The organism is Cyclobacterium sp., from assembly GCF_014762705.1.
Classification (GTDB): domain Bacteria; phylum Bacteroidota; class Bacteroidia; order Cytophagales; family Cyclobacteriaceae; genus Cyclobacterium.
The window spans coordinates 1-20,212 of the sequence record NZ_JABURL010000077.1; the positions used below are offsets into that span (position 1 = coordinate 1).

A 20,212-nucleotide genomic window follows, 5' to 3' on the forward strand; every position below is an offset into this window, starting at 1 on the left:
AAAAAAAATCAAAAAAGTAATTTTAATCCTGTACTGTTGTTTGTCGAAAAAGTATTCGAAATAAACTCCAGTGAACAACCTTTATACATTGATTTTGAATATACTATAAAAGAAACAGAATATTATTTTGTGGCATTTTATCCCAACGAACAGGTGCAGCTCAGGTACTCTGAACATCGCTTGACAGGCTTACTGACGGTGTTTCAAAAGTATAATAAGGCAGTGGCTACCAGTAGCCGGCAGGAAGCGCCTGATGAAATAGGCATGGATTCTTTTGACTTTTGGTTGCCGGAGCGTAGACCGGAGGGGCAAAACCTGTCGTTTATTCTTCAGCAGCCTTTAAACCTGTATGCCAGGGAGTATTTGTTCAATGGCATTTTCAGGCCATATCTTACTTCAAATGCCTGGGCAGCTTCCCTGAACGATAGCGAACCATACATTGAGTTAAAATGGGATAAAGTACAGAATATCAATGAAATAAATATATTTTTTGACACTGATTTTGACCATGCCCTGGAGTCTACTTTAATGGGGCATCCCGAGTCGGAAATCCCATTTTGTGTCAAGCATTTTAAAGTACTTGACGATAGGGGTAATTGCCTCACAGAAGTCCGTGACAACCACCAGACCCGTTATCGGCTAAAGTTGGTAAAACCCCTTTCTACCCAATCCATTAAAATCATATTACAACATCCTGCTGCCTCGGTACCGGCAGCTTTATTTGGTATCCTTTGTTATTAAGCCTGATAAAAATGATCAATAAAAAACCTTCTGATTTATTTCTCCTGATAGCCCTGACAGTTGCTGCTATATTTTCGGCAAAAGGACAAAAAAACCTGAGTCTTTCCGGGTCTGCAACTGCCAGTTCAGTGGAGGGCGGTAATAATGCTGAATTGGCTATTGACGGAAAGCCGGAAAGTTATTGGAGTAGTGCACCGGCCGATGAGCAGGCATGGTTAACGGTCCGTTTGCCCGGAGCCACTGAAGTGGTGGGAGCTACCATAGACTTTGCGTCAGATCATAAACCCAACAGTTCATTGCTCCTGCAATATTTATTAAATGGGGAATGGAGGACTTTTCATAAGGTAGCGGATAATGAATCCCAAAGGGTGGAAGTGGACCTGGAAAAGCCCTTATTGGTGGATCGCATTCGGATGGCAGCTGCTGATCAAAAGCCCATGCAGGTAGGGGAGTTTATTTTATTGGGCCAGCAATACAAGGATATCAGTACCCTGGCAGCCAAACCCATTCTTGTCAATCTAAGTGGATACAACCTGAACAGGCCAAAGCGCTTTACCGCACCCGGTGTAGCGGATGGTACTGCATTTCAGGTGGTAAATATAAAAAACAAACAAACTGTTTTTACCGGTAAGGTAAACGGAGAGAAAGGAGATTTTTCGGCTTTCGATCCCCGGACCACTGATGCATTTGAGATACAGATTAACGGTAAGGCCTCTTATCCTTTTCGCATAGGTCCTTACTGGATGGAAAGGGTAACCTATAGGAATATGGTGGATTTTATGCTGGATGCCCGGCACTATGTAGGTAATGTCAATGAAATAAGGCCTATAAGTTTTGCCTGGCGGGATGGGGATTTTTTCAATTGGTCCATGCAGAGTCTGGTAGCCATGTACCTCAGCAATCCTCTTGCCTATGAACGGATGGAGGTAAAGGGAAAGTACGTTCCCAATGAAGCTTTCCCGGAAGCCTACCGGGGCTTGTGGGGGGAATTGTTGCCCTTCGATGCAGGTACGCCTGATATCATTCAATTGATGCATTGGGATGCGGATGTAAAGGTCAGCCAGCAGCTGGACCATGAAATGCAAAAAGCGGAGTTGGCGCATTTTCTGTATGCCTGGCCCTACCTGAAGAAATGGCTACCCCAACAAAATTTTGATAAGGTTTACCAATATGCCGTCTCGGTTTGGGAGAAGGCTGAAGTATCCGAACACTCCTTATCCCAGTACAATATGAGTCCGGAGCACAACTTGTTACACCTTAAAACCCAACTGGGAACTACCAAAGGGGAAATGCCTCCGGGTTTTTCAGTCATTCCTAACCTGATGATGTATGAAGTAAGTAAGCGCGAAAATGACCCGCAGGCGGGAAAATATTTTGATGCAGCCTACCGACAAATGGATTGGATGATCCAAAATCTGGATTGGCAGGACCCCATGACCACCAAAGGCCAAAGGATGTCAGAGCACATGACCATGCGGGCTTTTGCTTATTTTTATACCCAATACCCGGAAAGATCCCCTGCCGGTTTGAAGGAAAAGGTTGCTGACTGGGCAAAAATCGCATTGTCCCGTTCTGACAATATGTGGGATTTCAGAAAATATGATGCAGCCGAATGGACACCTCCGGGATGGAATGAAACAGGCAATATTTTAGGTTTTCCAGCCGCTGCCATGGCTGCCATGACCCTGTTGGAAGATAAGGACCTGATCCGGAGGCTGGAGGTTTTGGCCTGGTCTCATTTGGAGAATGCATTTGGAAGAAATCCAACAGGAAGACATTTTTCTTTCAAGGCTCCGCAGGAAATCGAGGGAGTGGAGTTGGGATGGTACAGCAGACATAGGGGAGGAATAGGCTTGCTGGATGAGGTTCCCTTTGTATTTGATGGATCTCCCAAATCTTTTCATTACCCCAATTACCCCGAAGCCGGAGATGTGGGATGGACCGAAGGCTGGGTCCAGTTCAATACAGCTTTCAATATCAGTATGGCTTATCTGGCCAATTATTATACCCGTCTGGAATGCAACCAGGATGAATCTGGAAATCTTTTGATCCGTTTAGAAGCTCCGTTAAATTTTTATCCGGATCAGGAGGAACAAGCAAATGTGCAGGTAGCTAACAAGGCAGGAAATAGCATTTCACTTGGCCTAAAAGAGCTGTCTGCTTTCTCTTTGGAATTAGAGGGGAGAATGGAAAAAAATGATTCCGGATTGGAAGCTGAAGGGCAGATACTTCCCCTGGAAGAAAATGAACAGCTCAAAGTAAGTTATGGTTATGGCTTTTTCGAAAAAAGTGTGGTGATACCTGTGAAATAAAACCTTGTTGGCGATACCCGGGACATTTTCAGAGAACAAGCTTTTTTTCGTAAATTGTTAGCATGGATCAGAAAGAGACAAAAGATCAAACAAAAGAGCCATTTACCGAGTATGGCACGTATTCTTATGCCGACTACCTGACATGGCAGATGGATGAAATGGTGGAGTTAATAAAGGGCAAAGTATTCCGGTCTGCTGCAGCTGCGCCAAGAAGGATTCATCAGGAGATATCCGGAAAAGTGTTTAACAAATTGTTTAATTTTCTGGAGAATCATTCTTGCAAAGTCTATGAAGCACCATTTGATGTAAGATTGCCCGTAAAATCCAAGATGAATAAAGATATTGATACGGTAGTCCAACCGGATATTTGCGTCATTTGCGATAAAAGTAAATTGGATGATTTGGGTTGCATCGGAGCTCCGGACCTGATAGTGGAAATTTTATCTCCCGGAAGCAATAAAAAAGAATTGAAGAACAAATATGAAGTCTATGAAGAAAGTGGTGTATTGGAATATTGGGTCATACACCCTGATGAGCAGACAGTCATGGCCTATACCCTGAAGGAAGGTAAATACATTCCTTCCAGACTTATGACATCAGGGGATGTCATTCGATCTGTGAGTATTTCCGGATTTCAATTGGATTTGAAATATGTATTTAAGGATCTGGATTAGTCTTTTCTATATTTCATTGTCAGGTTCTTTTGTAGCAAAAGCATTATTGATTGGAAAGTATGTTTTCAAATTCTTTGCTATCAAATAGTACCAATTATCAATGGATTTTTTTAAATTGATAACCAATTATTTACTTCTTGTTTACATAATTTACCATTTAACCAAACACTATGAAAACTGTAGGTATTATTTTATTGATTTTAGGAGTTATTGGAACCATCATGTTTGGCCTCCAAGCCATGCAGGATTCAGAGAGCTTCAGTCTATTGGGGATGGATATTGCGGTTAGTACAGCCAATTGGACCCCTGTCATTATCAGTGTCATTCTGCTCGTTATTGGTTTGGTCCTGAGCAGCAGAGGAAAAAAGTGATTCAATATATTCCAAAAAAACCTGTTTGTGTTAGGGACCGAAAATTTTATTTAGTTTGACTTAATAATTGCAAGCAAAAAACATACATTCCGGTGGTTTTGCCAAAATATAAAAAAGTTATTTTGAAATTTTATCCATGCATGTGGGTCTTTATGATGATCCTGCTTATTGCCCCATCTGTATTTGGGCAGGTAGCTGAAACCGCAGACAAGCACTTTATCTTGTTGGATGATGAAATCATGCAAAAGGTAAAAGAGCGCATTTCCTTCGGATCCCAACAGACCATATTTCCGGAAGTGCAGGCGCTTCTCAGGGAAGCTGATCAAAAATTACAGGAAGGGCCTTTTTCTGTCACCCATAAAACCCAATTGCCTCCCAGCGGGGACAAAAACGACTACACCAGTATGGGGCCTTACTGGTGGCCGGATCCTGAAAAAGAGGATGGCCTGCCTTATATCCGCAGGGATGGGGAAATCAATCCGGAATATTACGAATACAAGGACAAAGAGGAATTGGGAAAATTGATGGATGCCCTGAAAACATTGAGCGAGGCATTCTATTTTTCAGCGGAAGAAGCTTACGCTGAACATGCCATCAAGTTGCTCCGCGCTTGGTTTTTAGATTCCGAGACCAAAATGAACCCTAACCTGAACTATGCCCAGCGTATTCCGGGAAGGACAGAAGGCAGGGGTATAGGGATCATCGATACCCGCTCATTTTCAGAGCTGCCGGATATGCTTTACCTGCTTTCGGATTCGGAACACTGGAATGAAGCAATTGAAAATGGAATGGAGAACTGGATTGCTCAATACCTGGATTGGCTGATCAATAGTGAACATGGAAAAGATGAGGCCATCCATGGGAATAACCATACCACCTGGTATTTTGCCCAGGCGATTCCACTTGCCCTTTATGTAGATCAGCAGGAAACAGCGGATAGCCTGGCCCGGGCAGGGCTTCCTTTGATACTGGATGAAATGATTGAGGCGGACGGGTCTCAACCCAAAGAATTAGCCCGTACCCGCTCCTGGGATTACAGTGCCATGAATTTATTGGGTATCATGAGCTACGCCAAAGCAAGCCGGCATACCGGTTTGGATCTTTGGGCCTATGATAACCCCAAGGGAGGGAGCATCCGAAAGGCTCTGAATTTTATGGTACCCTACTTGGATTCCGGGAAAGGTTGGCCCTATGAACAAATCCATGATAAGAACGATGCCCGTTTGGCAGCACCTTTATCTATTGCAGCGAGGATTTATCAGCACAAACCCTACAAACGGCTGGCTGAGAGAATAAGCAGTAAAGAGGAAGAGTTTCTTTATTGGAACCTGCTTAAATTTAAGGATTTACGACATTGATTAACCCGTATTCTTCAAGCCACTGGCCAAAGCCGTGGTTATTTTGAGCAGTCGGGTTACTAAAGGCGAGTCGATTTCTTTGGAAGCTCTCCAGTTTTTGAGATTCTTCAGTTGTAATTGGTGCAAGCCGTGAAGGGCATTTTTTCGCCGGACTATACTGTCCAGCAGGCCGACTCTTCTTTCCTCTCTTTCTTTACCCAATAACTCGCCTATATGTTGAAGTGCAAGTTTATGTTCCTCCATGATGCTTTTGGTGAATTTCACTCCCGTTTCTCTGTTTGCCACCAATCCGGCATATTGGTTCATGATTTCTTCGTCTGCATTCAATAAATTTGTTTCCACCTGTATCAGGATATACCTCAATAAAGGCCATGTTTCCGCATTTGATTTCAATTGTTCAAAAGCTTCCAATTGGTTCCTTTTTAATTGTTCAAAGGCTGTTCCTATGCCATACCATCCAGTAAGATTGAACCTGGACTGGCTCCAGCTAAATACCCAGGGGATGGCTCTCAGGTCATCCAGTGACCTTTTCCCACTTCTTCGGGATGGCCTTGAACCAATTTTGCTGAGTTCCAGAACATCAATGGGAGTTGCCTGGCTATAGAATTCCAGAAAATCCGGATGCCGGACCAATTCCTGATAATGGTTTTGAGCAATGGAGGACAACTTTTCCAAGGCATCCATTGGAAAATCCGGAATTTTCTCAGGAAAGAGGGAATAGGAGGTTTGAAGGGCAGTACCTGAAAATAGCATTTCCAGGTTATAACCTGCAGTCAGTAGGTTGGCAAACTGCTGGGAAATTGTTTCACCCTGAACAGTGATTTTTAGTGAGCCTTGCAAGCTTCCCGGAGGCATGCTTTCGAGAAAGCGATGGTATTTTCCACCTCCGCGGCTGATGGTTCCGCCTATACCATGAAAAAACCGAAGTTCTTTCCCATGCTTGCGGCCGGTTTGGGTTAGCTTTTGTTCGGCCTGATAGATGTTCCACCTGCTGGCCATGATGCCACCATCCTTGTTGCTGTCACTGTAACCCAGCATGATTTCCTGTAAACCGCTGTTTTTGGGATAGGCAGGATGGCTGAGGAAGTCTTCCAGTATTCGGCTGGCTTTCTGCAAATCTTCAATGGTTTCAAACAGCGGGACTACCTGAAAGTGGTTTCTGTCCAAACCGGATTCACGCAAAAATAAATACACCACCAAAAGATCACTTAAGCTTCTGGTCATGCTGACGATAAAAGACCCTATTCCATCGGGTCCAAACCGGTCGATATGGTTTCTGATTACCTGGAAGCAAGCCAATACCTGATCGGCCTCTGCACCAAAGGATTTACCAGGATAAGCAAAAGGCCTGTTGCTTTGAAGTTCTTTACTGATAAACTGAATTCTTTCTGCTTCTGACCAGGAAGAATAGGCGCTCAAACCAGTAAAAGTGCCCGCAATGATCTGCTCCATGGCTTTCTCATGAAAGCTGCTGTTTTGCCGTATATCCAGTCGGGCCAGATGAAATCCAAAACATTTGATCTGCCTTTCCAGGGGTAGGATAAATTGAGTAACCACATGGCCGGCATCAATTTCCAATAAGCTTTTTCTGAGTATGTGCAGGTCTTCCAGTAATTCATCAGCATTGCCATAGGTCACTTGCTCCCAGAGTTGTGAGGATGTGTTTTTAGCCTTTAGCAGCATCAAATTTATAAATTGCCGCCAGGGCTCCATGGGGTTGCGGGCAAGGGCCGGTTCGCTTTCCGGGCCGATTGCCCTGGCTTTTTCTTGTATTTTTTCTTTAAAAAATTCTGGTACTGGATTCCTGATGGCAGAAAAACTCATTCTTGATCCCAGCAATTCCAGGTTTCCCAGAATCAGGGACAAGGCCGCTTTTCTATGCTCCAACAAGGTGTTTTGGGTAAGCTCGGCACTTACGTAGGGATGACCATCCCGGTCTCCGCCAACCCAACTGCCCAGCTGGAAATCAGGAAAGGCAGCTGCCTCATTAAAAACGGAAGGATCAAAACCCATGGCTGCCCAGCTGTCCATCAATTGTTGGTCAGCTTTAAGTAGGGCTTTAGGGAAAACTTTGGAAAAATAATGCATGACATTGTTTCTTTCCATTTCCAGAGTGGGTTTTTCCAGGTACACTTCGCCAGTTCTCCACCAACGCTCCAATAAAGCAACGATTTCCCGCTCCATACCGGTTCTTTCAAATTTGGAATAGGCATTGTTTTCCAGTTTTACCAGGTTCAAATAGATTTCCCGGTGAAGCTCCAAAATGGATTTTCTTTTGGCCTCTGTAGGGTGAGCAGTCAATACCGGGTACACCTGGATTTGCCGAACGACTTTTGCCATTTGATTGGCTGTCAATCCCTGTTTTTTCCAACGTTGAAAGGTTTCTCCCCATGATCCCCTGATAGAAGCACAACCATTTTCATTGATCATCTTCCTGCGCATCTGAACCCCTGCATTTTCCTCTACCAGGTTCATCAACTGAAGGTAAATGCTGAGTACCTGAATATGCTTTTCCTCCAACTCTCCGGCTTCCAGTTCGATTTCCATGGTTCCCGTTTTTTGGACGACCATTTTTTCCAAATCATGCTCACCAAGTTGTTGCAAGACCTTTTGAAAACAGTTGGTCAGAAAATTCATGTCTCGGGTAATTTTTTGGAAAAGGGGGCTGTTAGTAGTCATCATTGAACGTCAATTAGTGTTTTGAATTGATCTTATAAAGATAAGCCTTAGTGTCATGGGATAAAAATCAAAGCCAGGCCAATGCTTTTGATTTCAAAATATTTTTAATTGCCCTGATGCTTTACTTATTTTAACTAAAATACCTACATTCAATTGTTATTTTCTTTTGGATAAATAAATTCATCAAATGAAGTTTCCTGAAGCACCGGCAATTTTGATAATGGGTTGTTTTGATACCAAAGCAGCGGTTTTTTCCCGGCTCCGGGAACAAGTCATGGCTTCCGGAGAAAATGTTTTTTGCATAAATGCCGGTATCATGGGTACTACGGATATGTTTCCTGTAGACCTGGAAGCAGCTATTGTAGCGGAATATGGCGGATTGACACTTCAGGAATTGAGAAACAAAAAAGACCGGGGACTTGCCCTGGAGGTGATGGCTAAGGGTTTGAGAAAAATTCTTTCCGCCTTTTCGGAACAAAACAAGCTCAAAGGAGTGATTGCCATGGGTGGTGGAGGAGGGACCTTCCTGGCGCTTTCTGCCATGCAGGTATTGCCCCTTGGGCTGCCAAAGCTATGTATTTCTACACTTGCTACGAAGGATGTTTCTGCCATGGTGGGGCTGAAGGATATTGTACTCATTCCTTCTGTGGTGGATGTGGCCGGACTAAACAGTATAATTTTGCCCATTATTGACCAGGCAGCGGCAGCCATAGTGGCCATGGGCAGGGTGAAAGTTACCTCATTGAAACAAGAGAAAGGCATCATTGCCGTCAGCATGTTTGGCAATACCACAGAATGTGTCAATGAATGCACCCGGATATTGCAGGACAAGGGATTTGAGGTAATGGCTTTTCACGCCAATGGTTTGGGCGGGAAGACCATGGAAGCCCTGATCAGAGAAGGGGTGTTTGATGGTGTCCTGGACCTGACCACTACCGAATTGGCAGATGAACTTTGCGGTGGAATCTTGAGTGCCGGTCCGGAAAGGTTGCATGCAGCTGTGGAAATGACCCTGCCTTTGGTGCTGGCACCGGGCTGTCTGGATATGGTTAATTTTGGTTCCAAATCATCTGTACCGGGGAAGTACAAAGACAGGCTTTTCTATCAATGGGCTCCGGATGTGACCCTGATGCGAACCAACGAAGGAGAAAATGTTGCTATGGCAAAGCAAATTGCAGTAAAATTGAATAAAAGCCGGGATAAATCAAAAATAAGGGTAATCACTCCGAAGAATGGCTTTTCCCAACTGGATGCGCCTGGCAATGTTTTTTTTGATAAGAAAACTACGCTTGCATTTGAAGATACCCTATCCAGGCACCTGGATCCGGAGATAGCAACAACCCAAATAGCCGCCAATATCAATGAGCAGGTATTTGCCAAAGCAGCCGTTGAGCAGCTTTTGGAGATTTTAGAAAGGGTTAAACCTAAATATAAAGACCTGTCAGGTTTTTAAAACCTGACAGGTCTATTTTCAAATAACTCTTCCAAAAAAGCAAAAAACTCTTCCAAAGTTTTAAACTTTGGAAGAGTTTTTTGATTGAAAGACTTGATTGTTATTAATAGGCCAGCGGATCTGGTCGCATTTGGAAATGGTACACCTTGCTGGTGGTACCTTTTCCTCCCTCCATATGAAAAGGTGTACGGGTACTGATGGTAGCCCAGATTCCTCTTCCTTTCCAACCTGTATCGGGATCATCGATGCGGCCGTCCATCCATTTGGTATAAAAACCCATGGGATATGGCACCCGCAAGACTACCCATTCTCCGTCTTTTAACACCAGCAGACCTTCCGATTCATTTCCTGTGTTGATAGGAATATTTTCACCCAGACCCAGCGTATTGAACTGATCTACCCAGGTATAATAGCTGGACTCGGCACTGCCAGGATAGTCTACACCTTTCATTTGGGGAAGAGGTTCCGGATAAAAGGTCCATCCTTCGGGGCAATGCTGTCCGGTAGCATCAGGTCCATTTAGAGGTCCGTTACACTTACTTCTGTCAAAGCTGGCCATGTGCCCGCTGGCCAGAGCCACCCAGGCCACCCCATTTCGGTCAATATCCATTCCTCTGGGTGACCAGCCTTCTATGGGTTCACCGGCCTCATCCAGAGGCAATTCATAATATTCGGTCAGCGCAGTTTCAGAAGGATTATCACCGGGAACTATACGTACGACAGCTCCTGGATAACCCAGGGAAGAACCCCAAACAGATCCATCTACAGCAGGAGCTACCGCATAAAGCCCATTGGTAATTCTTTTGTCTTTTTCAGGATTTATGGCTTCATTGGGCTCCACGTAAGCATCTCTTTTTCCATTGCCATTGGTATCCAGGATCAGCGGGGTCCATCCCTGGGAGGCAATTTCATCACCGGTTTCCAGGTATTGTTTGGTATCCAGCCAGCCTACTACCTGCCCGCCACCACTGGTCCAAAGGGTATTGTTTTCGTCTTCGGCAAACATCAGGTGATGGGTGCTGTATCCGGTACTGATATGTTTGTATGTTTCCGTATCGGGATCATAAACGCCAAGATGGCGGCTGGCCCGGTTGAGGGGAAAAACTTTGGCAGACGGATGATCTGAGCCTTCTTTAAATGCTTCAGGATTATCAAAAGGACGTACTGCTGCGGTTATCCATACCCTGCCTTCTTCATCCAACATGGGATTATGCACATTGGCTTTGCTATTCCAGATGGCTTCTTCCCCCCAGTAGGGAGAAGCGGCAGGCATTTCCGGACCGGAGGCAACCGGTGTATTGGGATCTCTTACGGTCAGTGGAACCCTTGAAGTGGTGTGGTTTACGGGGTCAAGTACGGGAAGGTAATCTGCACTGGCTTCCAGGGCACCATATATCAGACCATTGGCATTCACCCTTGGATTTCTTCTGTCAGTGGACACCAGATCATGTAAATATGCCTTGGGGTCTGCCCAGTCCCATTGGGTGATGACCACATTTCTTTCCAGCCCTTCCGGCCTTTTGGGCATTTCCGGAATTTCACCTTCTTCAATCCGGTCCGTCCAGTCGGCAAACATTTTTAAAAAACCCTCTTTTCCCAACTGATGTAAGGAAGATGTCATGCTTCCTCCTGCTTGCCCGGATTGTAATCTTCTTTCCCATGCAGCCTCTGAACTTTCTATTTCTCTTAATGAGGGATGAAACTCCCGGGTTCCCTTGCTACCCAGTTGGTGGCAGGCCAGGCAATTGCCATTTTTGATGTTTCGCAGGTATTGGGCCTGATTGGTAATGCTTGGAGCTATGCCATTTCCCTCCGGCCCGGTTCCCGGAAAATGACTTTTATCCGGAACTTCCAATAATGAAAACCAATACCCGGCAGGATAATATTGCGCAGCCTCTTCCGGGCTCGGTGCCTCCGTAGCATTAAGATTTAATGACTGACCCGGCCTGGCTTTTTCTTTGGGTGAATCCACCAAACCATAGCCCCTTACCCAAACATCGAAGGTTGCATCCGGTAACTCGGGTATCAGGTACCTGCCTGCATCATCTGTGACCACGATTTTGGCATAACGGGTAGGCAGGTCCTGCGTTTCTGCGATAACCCAAACCCCCGCCTCCGGTCCGTTGGCTCCGGTAACTACACCCGATATGTCCATTTCGCCCCTGGGAACAATTTCCTTTTCTTCCTGACAAGCCAGCAATGCCAAAAGGAATAATAGAAAAACTGCTATTTTTAAAGGATGGTATTCTGTCTGTCTGTAAATGCTTTCTTTTGATTCCATAGTAATATTTGGGTTAATCTATTGTCAAAAAACGCTATAGAGAAATTTCATATAATTTAATCAATTTTAAAAAACCAAACAAAAAGATGGAATATTACCTTTCAAAAGCCAATAAGTTCCTTGAATCAAAGGAGCTTTTGAGGTAACTTGCTTTTTTAAACCAAATTTTAAAATAATTAAGCACCATGCCTAACCCCTGGACAGGAAAGGGCAACCCTTACAGCCGACAAGAAGTAAGGGATCGCCTGAAGAAAACCATTGATAATAAAAAAGCCATTATAGCTGCCGGCGCCGGAACTGGTATCAGCGCCAAATTTATTGAAAAGGGAGGAGCCGATTTGATTATCATTTACAATTCCGGCCGCTTCCGTATGTCCGGCCATGGTTCCACTGCAGGCCTGATGGCTTATGGGGATGCCAATGCAGTGGCCATGGAAATCGGGGAATTTGAAGTCTTGCCGGTGGTCGAAGAAACGCCGGTAATCTGCGGGGTTCATGGTTCAGACCCTAGAAGAAGAATCTGGCACCACCTGCTGAAGGTTAAGGAAATGGGCTTTTCGGGCATCAATAATTTCCCAACCCATGCCATTGTAGATGGTCATTTCAGGCAGGTTTTGGAAGAAACGGGTATGGGCTTTGAAAAGGAAGTGGAAATGGTACGTATCGCCAATAAAATGGATCTTTTTTCCATCGTCTATGTCGCAAAACCGGAAGAAGCAGTACAGATGGCGGAAGCCGGAGCGGATGCCATTATTTCTCATGTGGGCACTACAGTCGGTGGCTCGGTAGGAGTCACAGGAGCATCCTGTACCATGGAGGATGCCATATCCCGTACACAGGCGATCATAGATGCCTGCAAGGATATCAATACTGATTTGATCTTCCTGGCCCATGGGGGGCCGGTAAATACACCCGAAGATGTCAGGGAAGTGTTGAAGCATACTAGTGCACATGGATTTGTGGGTGCATCTTCCCTGGAACGAATGGGAGTGGAGCAATCCCTGCTAAACCTTACCCGATCCTTTAAGGAAATTCCTTTACGATAGGATTATGGACCATTTCAGCAAACATTAAAAAATTGCTTTGTGCAGGAACAAGCCAGACAGCTTATTCAGGATTTGCGAAGACTTGGAATAAATGAAGGGGACCACTTATTGGTGCATGCTTCATTGAATGCCGTAGGCAGGTTTACGGACAGGGCCCGGATTTTGGTTGCTGCTTTTATGGAGGCTTTGGGTCCCTCCGGTACTTTATTGATGCCAGCTCTTTCCTATAAAACAGTAACGGCTGAACATCCGAAATTCGATGTAATGGCCACTCCTTCCTGTGTAGGGGCGCTTACGGAATATTTCCGCACTTCTGAGGGAGTCAGCAGGAGCATACATCCCACCCATTCGGTATCCGCAAAAGGTCGCCTGGCAGCCTTTTTTTTAGGAGATCACTACAAGGACCATACCCCATGCGGGCCATTTTCACCTTTTGCCAGGTTACCTGAGGTGCAGGGTAAGGTCATGTTTCTGGGCTGTGGTGGCAGGCCCAATACTTCCATGCATGCCCTGGAAGAAAAAATTCTGCCGCCTTATTTATTCGGTAAAAAAATCACCTATCAACTGCAATTTGAAGACGGCAGCCGGATCAATAAAACCTACCGAAGGCATGGATTTGATGGGTATGAACAGCGGTATGAAAGACTTTTGCCCTTAATGGATCCAAATGCCTTACATCAGGGAATGGTCCTGGAGGCCGATACGCTGGTATTGGATGCCCGGGAGATGTGGGAAAAGGGGATCCGCCAATTGCAGGCCGATCCCCTGTACTTTGTGGATAAGGTTTAAGGCTGACCCAATCCGCAGCCACAGCCGCTGTGCATAAAGGTTTGTATGCTCTCATGCCAGGGAAAGGCTTCCTGAAACAACCTGTTTTCCCAATAGAATGGTTTCCGCTCTTTGGGTTCGTTACCTATTTCATTCATGGTTTCACTATCAAACAGGCGGCCGTTCACCATGGTATGGCTAATGCTTTGGGAGTTGCGGATATTTTCCAGGGGATTTTTATCCAGAATGATCAAATCAGCCAATTTTCCTTCCTTCAGGGAACCGATATCTTTATCCATGCCAATGTATTGGGCACCGTTAATCGTAGCTACCTGAAGGGCTTCATGGGGGGACATGCCTCCCTGCACCATGCTCCACAATTCCCAATGAGCCCCCAATCCCTGCAATTGGCCATGCGCTCCCAAATTGACTTTAACGCCTTTTTCTGCCAGGTCATTGACGGTTTTGGAAGTGAGGATATGGCTGTTTTCGTACTCTTCATCAGGTACCATGGTGCGGTGTCTGGAGCGGGCATCTATGGTACCTCGGGGACTAAATCTCAATAATTTATCGTTTTCCCAAACATTGGTTTTTTGATACCAGTAATATTCTGCATTCAAACCGCCGTAATTGACTATCAGGGTGGGAGTATAACCTACTGCTGTCTGGCTCCAGACTTCCAATACATCTTTATAAACCGGAGCAATGGGGATATTGTGTTCAATTCCGGTATGACCGTCCTGTATCATGGACAGGTTGTGGAAAAAGGTAGAGCCGCCTTCCGGAACTACATTGACCCCCAGTTCTTTTGCCGCCTGCAATACCTGTTGTCGTTGATCCCTTCTGGGTTGGTTATAGGATTTTACTGAAGTGGCTCCAAAGGCCCTGGTACGCCGTACCGAAGAGCGGGCATCCTCCAGTTTGTTGATCACCGCTTTAAAATCCCCATCTGCCCCATACAGGATAAAACCTGTGCTAAAAATCCGTGGTCCTGTAAGGGCTCCGCTTTTGACCATTTCTGAAAGGGTAAATACCGTTTCGGTATTGGCAGAGGGGTCATGGGCTGTGGTAACTCCAAAGGCCAGGTTGGCGTACATTTGCCAGTTTTGCTGTACAGTAAGGCCGTCCCGGAAGGCGCCAATGTGGGCATGTGCATCTACTATTCCGGGCATGATGGTTTTTCCGGTCATGTCGTAAACCATAGCCCCCTGTGGTATACTGATTTCTCCCGCTTCACCCAGTGCTTTTATAACTGATCCTTCCACCAGTAAGGTACCATTTTCGATGATTTCTTCTCCTTCCATGGTGATCAGTGTAGCTCCTGTAAAGGCAATGGTGCCTTCAGGTTGGTCAACTTCTGCCGTTAATTGGATTGGCAGGCCCTTATCTTCATTATCATCCCCGGAAAGCGCATTGCTGCTTAGAAAATCAAATTTTTCAGCAAGCTTTTTGGAATAATACCGATCTCCCATGGTCCAGTAAACGGTCTTGCTGTCTTCTGACCAATGCAGGTTTATTCCGGCATCTTTGGTCAATTGAGAAACCGGCAGGGATTTGCTTTTGTCATCCAGGTTAACAGTTCTTCCATTCAGCACCAGAGGTGCCACATATGCTTTGTGAAGGTGAATAAAAGCCACCCATTCATTATCAGGACTGGGTACCAGCCGATTTGCATATTTGGATTCTATATGAGTTCTTTCATCTTGTCCATTCAGGTCCACCGATTTCAGGCTTTTGGTCAAATTCCCAAAAAACTTACCCCCTGTCTGGAAGAAAATACGGTTTCCATCTTTGGTAAAGGAAGGGAAATCTCCGTTTTCGGTCAGCCTGCTGGTCCCAAGGCTTGCCCTATCCATCAGGTAAAGGCCAGGGTCCTTGGTGAAGGATCTGCCCTGGTCCAGATTGCCAGATTCTTTTTTGTAGACGATCTTTCTTCCATCAGGAGAATAGGAGGGTTGCCTGTAAATGGCTTTTTCCTGGGAAAGCACCTCAATTTTTCTGCTTTTGAGATCAATTTCCTGAATGCTTCCCTTCTCAAGGTCATTCCAGGTGACAAATACGATTTTATCTCCTTTGGGTGAAAAGGCCGGCTCCGCTTCAAAATCCTTTCCCTGGGTCAGCCTTTTGGGAGTTCCATCCGGTAAAGCCTTGATCCATAAATAACCCAGTGCCCTGAATACCAGGTTTTTCTCATCCGGAGAAGTGATGGCGTCCCGGATCATTTTTGCGGTAAAAGTTTCTCGTTTCACCGGGTGTTCAAAATGTACCCTGTCAGCCACAGGAATTGCTACATCGACTGTGAAGGGAATTTCAGCATGGTCAGGGATTTTGGTATTGACTTTTTGAATTTTTCCTTTGGCCCAAATGATCAGGTTTTCATTGTCCGGCATCCAGGAAAACCCCGGATAAACCCCAAAAATGGCCCAGGCCGTCTGCTGATCTTTGTTGAGCTGATCAAAAACCGGCCATTCTTCACCGGTTTTCAGGTCGTGGATGTACAATACGGTTTTGGTCCTTACCCTTTTGATAAAAGCAAGTTTATTCCCATCTGGTGAAACCTGTGGCCTGGCGGCACCTCCGGGACCACCTGTGATGATGGCAGTTTCTCCCGTTTCGAAATCATATCGTTTGATCACATAAATCTGACCATTTGGGTCCCTGTTGTATTCAAAGCTTCCCCCGGGTGACATGTCTTCACTGTAATAGAGGTACCGGCCATCAGGGGATACACTGGGTTCGTTCACATCTTGCTGGTCATTCTTCCTTTCGGTAAGCTGTAACCCTTCTCCTCCGGAAGTATGGTACTGCCACATTTCACCGGCGCCAAGGGACCTGCCTGAGGTAAAATGTTTTCTGGCCACCAAAAAATTGCCATCGGGCATCCAGACAGCATTGTTGAGCAGGCGAAAGGATTCTTTAGTAACCTGTCGGGCTTCTGTGCCATCTTTGCGCATCAGCCAGATATTGTCACCTCCACCGGCATCAGAGGTAAATGAAATCCATTCCCCATCCGGGCTAAATCTGGGTTGCACTTCAAAGGGCAGACCGGATCTCAGAACTGCAGCTTTTCCCCCTGAAACCGGTATGGAATAAATATCGCCTAACATGTCGAAAACGATGGTTTTTCCATCAGGACTGACATCCAGGTTCATCCAGGTTCCTTCATCGGTTGTAAAGGTTACCTCTTTAAAGTCCCAATCTCCTTCAGGATCAGCTACTATCCATTCCTTTTCTTCCTGGGCGAGGATAGGGGATGCCAGCATTAAAAGAATGAAAGTTATTTTGATAAATTTGGTTTTCATGTATTCCTGCTTTACAAATTTGAGGTGTAAAGATATGGAGAATTGGTAGTTTAAGGGCAAAAAAGCTTAGGAAGAAATACCATCGAATAGCGATAATACCTGCGAAGGATTTGCGAATAAGCTGTCTGGCATGCTATGGAAACCAACAATTTGATAAGAACGCAGTTAGTTTGCCAATGAATAACAAAAATAAAAAAGTGGTTGCCATCGCCGGTGCCACAGGATATATCGGCAGGTGGTTTATGGACCGCTTTAAGGAGGAATATCAGCTCATTGGGTTAAGCAGAAGAAACCTGGCCTCCAACCCTGAACCTGAGATATCCTGGCGGCAGGTAGAATTATATTCCATCTCTTCCACCACAAAGGCATTGGAGGGCGTGGATTATGCGGTTTATCTGGTACATTCCATGAATGCTTCCACCAGACTCAATCAGGGAGGATTTGAAGATACCGACTTGTTGTTGGCTGATAATTTTGCCCGTGCAGCCACAGCAAATGGGGTAAAGCAAATCCTTTACCTGGGAGGGATATTGCCAAAAAACGAAGCAAAAAGCTCCTGGTCCAGGCATTTGCGCAGTAGGCTGGAAGTTGAGAAAACCCTTTCATCGGGTTCGGCGGCCCTTACCGCAGTCCGTGCCAGTATCATTGTAGGTCCCGGTGGATCTTCTTTTGACATGATCAAAAACCTGGTAAAAAAATTACCGGTAATGATTTGTCCCAAATGGACGGAATCCCAAACCCAACCCATTTCACTCAGAGATACACTTACCATTATAGATGCTTGCCTGGGTAATACGCATGCTTATAACCGTTCTATTGAAATTGGCTGTCCGGAAGTGATGACCTATAAGGAAATGCTGGTCAAAACAGCCCAGGTGATGGGAAAGAAAAGACTGATTTTCTCTGTTCCGTTTTTTTCTGCGGGCCTTTCCAAACTATGGGTTGGATATTTTGGAGAAAGCCCTGCCCAATTGGTCTCCCCTCTGGTAGAAAGTTTGAAACACACCATGACGGTATCAGAGGATCAGTCCTTTCAGGAGATACCTATTGACTATCAAAGTTATGAGGAGGCTGTAAGGCATGCTTTGAGTAAGAACAGGGAACCCCAAATGCCTGATTTTAAACCACTGGATAGGCAGAAAAACACGGTAAGAAGTATTCAACGGCTACCCAATACCATGGGTAAAACCGCCTATTGGGCGGCAAACAGGTACAAAGTGTGGTTACCAACTTTCTTCAAAGCGATCATTACTGCCAAAGAGGACCAAAAAGGAAGGGTTTGTTTTTATTTGTTTTTCTTTCAAAAACCCATGTTGGAGCTGAGTTGGGTTAAGGTCAGGAGTGATAAGAAGCGGCAATTATTTTACATCAGTGGGGGCTGGCTGGTAGGGAGAGCTGATTATGGCTGGTTGGAATTCAGGGAGGTGTTGTGTGGGAAATACATCATTACTGCCATACATGAATTTGTACCCAAAATACCCTGGTACCTGTATGTGAATACCCAGGCCCGTATCCATCTTTGGGTCATGAACAGGTATGGTAAATACCTGAAGGGATTTAAAAAACGATGATATATTGCTTTTTCAAAAAGGCGATCAAATGTGGTGGTTCCGCCAGTTTATGCTATATAATTTTTTTTTTTGCAATAGGCTGGCATTTTTATTTATGATCAAACTTTATCATCAGGTTTATCTCTGAAGTCTTCCATGGGCATACTGGTAGGGTCAGGTCCAAATCGGAATGCGCTTTTTCATCCAGCAAGCAATAAAAAAGCCCCGGCAGGAATGCCGGGGCTAATTGGTGGTTTTTTAAGTGTTTAATTTTATGCTTTTAACTTTGGCTCCCAACCTTTTTCATATTCTCTTTTCCAAAGTTTGCTGGCTTTTTTACTGTTTTTAATGTGTCCGTTGGAGGCATCGCATTCCAGTACTTCACCGGTACGGGAAGCAATGTTTGCCAGGTGGCAAAGCAGCACACTTTTGGCTCCTTCGTCAATGGGGCTGTTTTGCTCTTGTTTGCCTCGAATGGCTTCAAAGAAGTTAACCACGTGAAGGGTGGACATGTCTCCACCTCCGCCTAGCGCTGTGCCAGCTTCAGATCCGCCAGATTCATTGGTTTTGACTACTTTTCCATTCCTGTCAAAATGCTTGTAGCCACCTCGGTCAACATATACCGAGCCATCGGTACCATAAATAATGGTACCCCTGCCAGGACCATAAGTATTGTGGCCGTTTCGGCTTTTTCCGTCCCATTGTATGGTGCGGTTTCCGGAAAATTTAAACACTGCGTCCATGGTATCATACATTTCCCATCCATCATTGGGCCAGTGGTATTTGCCGGAGTCGACCATTACCCTCTCTGGAAAATCTACCTGCAGGGCCCATCGGGCTACATCCAGCTCGTGAGTGGCATTGTTACCGGATTCTGCTGTTCCATAATCCCAGCCATACCAGTGCCAGTTGTAGTTCCAGGTATCGTCGGTGTATTCTCTTCTGGGTGCCGGACCCTGAAAAAGTTCCCAGTCTAAGCCCTGCGGTGGGGCGGCTTTGGTTTGGTTAGGTACTTCGCCTCTGGCAGAATTGTAGAAGGCAGTCGCCTTGTACACATCCCCTATGGCTCCATCGTGTATGGCTTTGATGATTTCAATACTTTCCGGAGCGGAGCGCTGCTGGTTACCCATCTGTACCACCTTCCCGTATTGCTTTTGGTAAGCGACCAACAATTCACCTTCATAGGGATTGTGGCTACAAGGTTTTTCTACATACACATGCTTGCCAGCTTCCAATGCCAACCAGGTTCCGGGAGCATGCCAGTGGTCCGGGGTAGCGTTGATCAGTGCATCCACTTCCTGATCTTCAATGACTTTCAGAATGCTGTTTTCCAGTTTAGGCCGGTAGTCAATGTGTTTTTCAAAGTTCTTCGCCGCTTTTTCCCTTTGGGACTGCATCACATCACAGAGATACATCAGGTTGACGTTACTGGATTTCAAACCAATGGGATTGTAAAAGGCACCCAGCCTTCTGCCCAATCCGGCTATGGCAATGTTTAACCGGTCGTTTGCACCCAGAATTTTGCCATAACTTTTGGCAGAAAATCCAACAGCTCCAAGGGCGGAAATACCCATGGTGGTCATGGCGGATTTTTTGATGAAATCTCTTCTGCCATTTGCTTTCTCACTCATAATTATTTTCAGGTTAGTTGATATGTTGACTTTGTTTATTGCTTAA

General features: G+C 45.3%; 12 protein-coding genes and 1 pseudogene. 9 read left to right on the forward strand and 4 right to left on the reverse strand.

What is annotated here, in order from left to right; genetic code table 11:
* The 5 genes and pseudogenes from HUJ21_RS14490 to HUJ21_RS14510 all read left to right on the forward strand — a co-directional run.
* Positions 1-741 (forward strand): annotated as a pseudogene (locus tag HUJ21_RS14490) (FAD-binding dehydrogenase); the annotation flags it as partial.
* 11 nt (positions 742-752) lie between these two features.
* The gene (locus tag HUJ21_RS14495; protein WP_291370966.1) at positions 753-3,053 is read left to right on the forward strand and encodes a discoidin domain-containing protein; all 2,301 of its coding nucleotides are present in this window, start codon (positions 753-755) and stop codon (positions 3,051-3,053) included.
* A gap of 62 nt (positions 3,054-3,115) precedes the next feature.
* The gene (locus HUJ21_RS14500) at positions 3,116-3,727 is read left to right on the forward strand and encodes a Uma2 family endonuclease (protein ID WP_291370968.1); all 612 of its coding nucleotides are present in this window, start codon (positions 3,116-3,118) and stop codon (positions 3,725-3,727) included.
* Positions 3,728-3,897: 170 nt separating this feature from the next.
* Positions 3,898-4,098, forward strand: a complete 201-nt coding sequence (locus tag HUJ21_RS14505; protein WP_291370970.1) for a hypothetical protein — start codon at positions 3,898-3,900, stop codon at positions 4,096-4,098.
* 140 nt (positions 4,099-4,238) lie between these two features.
* Positions 4,239-5,456: an alginate lyase family protein gene (locus HUJ21_RS14510; protein ID WP_291370972.1), complete on the forward strand. Its 1,218-nt coding sequence runs from the start codon at positions 4,239-4,241 to the stop codon at positions 5,454-5,456.
* Here HUJ21_RS14510 and HUJ21_RS14515 read toward each other — a convergent pair whose 3' ends face one another.
* Complete coding sequence (locus tag HUJ21_RS14515; RefSeq protein WP_291370974.1) at positions 5,457-8,093, reverse strand: phosphoenolpyruvate carboxylase; 2,637 nt, start codon at positions 8,091-8,093, stop codon at positions 5,457-5,459. It abuts the gene before it with no gap.
* 229 nt (positions 8,094-8,322) lie between these two features.
* On the opposite strand from HUJ21_RS14515, the gene HUJ21_RS14520 reads away from it, so the two are divergent.
* Positions 8,323-9,588, forward strand: coding sequence for a Tm-1-like ATP-binding domain-containing protein (locus tag HUJ21_RS14520; protein ID WP_291370976.1), 1,266 nt, complete (start codon positions 8,323-8,325; stop codon positions 9,586-9,588).
* A gap of 103 nt (positions 9,589-9,691) precedes the next feature.
* Here HUJ21_RS14520 and HUJ21_RS14525 read toward each other — a convergent pair whose 3' ends face one another.
* A complete protein-coding gene (locus HUJ21_RS14525; protein ID WP_291370978.1) occupies positions 9,692-11,869 on the reverse strand; it encodes a carboxypeptidase-like regulatory domain-containing protein in 2,178 nt (725 codons plus the stop codon).
* Between the two features lie 185 nt (positions 11,870-12,054).
* On the opposite strand from HUJ21_RS14525, the gene HUJ21_RS14530 reads away from it, so the two are divergent.
* Both HUJ21_RS14530 and HUJ21_RS14535 read left to right on the forward strand, forming a co-directional pair.
* Positions 12,055-12,915 (forward strand): phosphoenolpyruvate hydrolase family protein, encoded by an 861-nt coding sequence (locus HUJ21_RS14530; protein ID WP_291370980.1) that lies wholly within the window; start codon positions 12,055-12,057, stop codon positions 12,913-12,915.
* A gap of 39 nt (positions 12,916-12,954) precedes the next feature.
* Positions 12,955-13,704 carry an AAC(3) family N-acetyltransferase gene (locus HUJ21_RS14535; protein WP_291370982.1) on the forward strand — a complete coding sequence of 250 codons (750 nt, stop codon included), beginning with the start codon at positions 12,955-12,957 and terminating at the stop codon, positions 13,702-13,704.
* Here HUJ21_RS14535 and HUJ21_RS14540 read toward each other — a convergent pair.
* Entirely contained in the window at positions 13,701-16,985 is a 3,285-nt protein-coding gene (locus HUJ21_RS14540; protein ID WP_291370984.1) for an amidohydrolase family protein, read from the reverse strand. The genes HUJ21_RS14535 and HUJ21_RS14540 overlap by 4 nt on opposite strands.
* Positions 16,986-17,161: 176 nt before the next feature.
* Between HUJ21_RS14540 and HUJ21_RS14545 the strand changes: the two genes are divergently transcribed.
* On the forward strand, positions 17,162-18,556 hold the full coding sequence (locus HUJ21_RS14545; RefSeq protein ID WP_291370986.1) for an NAD(P)H-binding protein: 1,395 nt from the start codon (positions 17,162-17,164) through the stop codon (positions 18,554-18,556).
* A 251-nt stretch (positions 18,557-18,807) separates the two neighbouring features.
* Here the strand turns inward: HUJ21_RS14545 and HUJ21_RS14550 are convergent, their stop codons facing one another.
* Complete coding sequence (locus HUJ21_RS14550; RefSeq protein ID WP_291370988.1) at positions 18,808-20,166, reverse strand: Gfo/Idh/MocA family oxidoreductase; 1,359 nt, start codon at positions 20,164-20,166, stop codon at positions 18,808-18,810.
* Positions 20,167-20,212 lie beyond the last annotated feature (46 nt).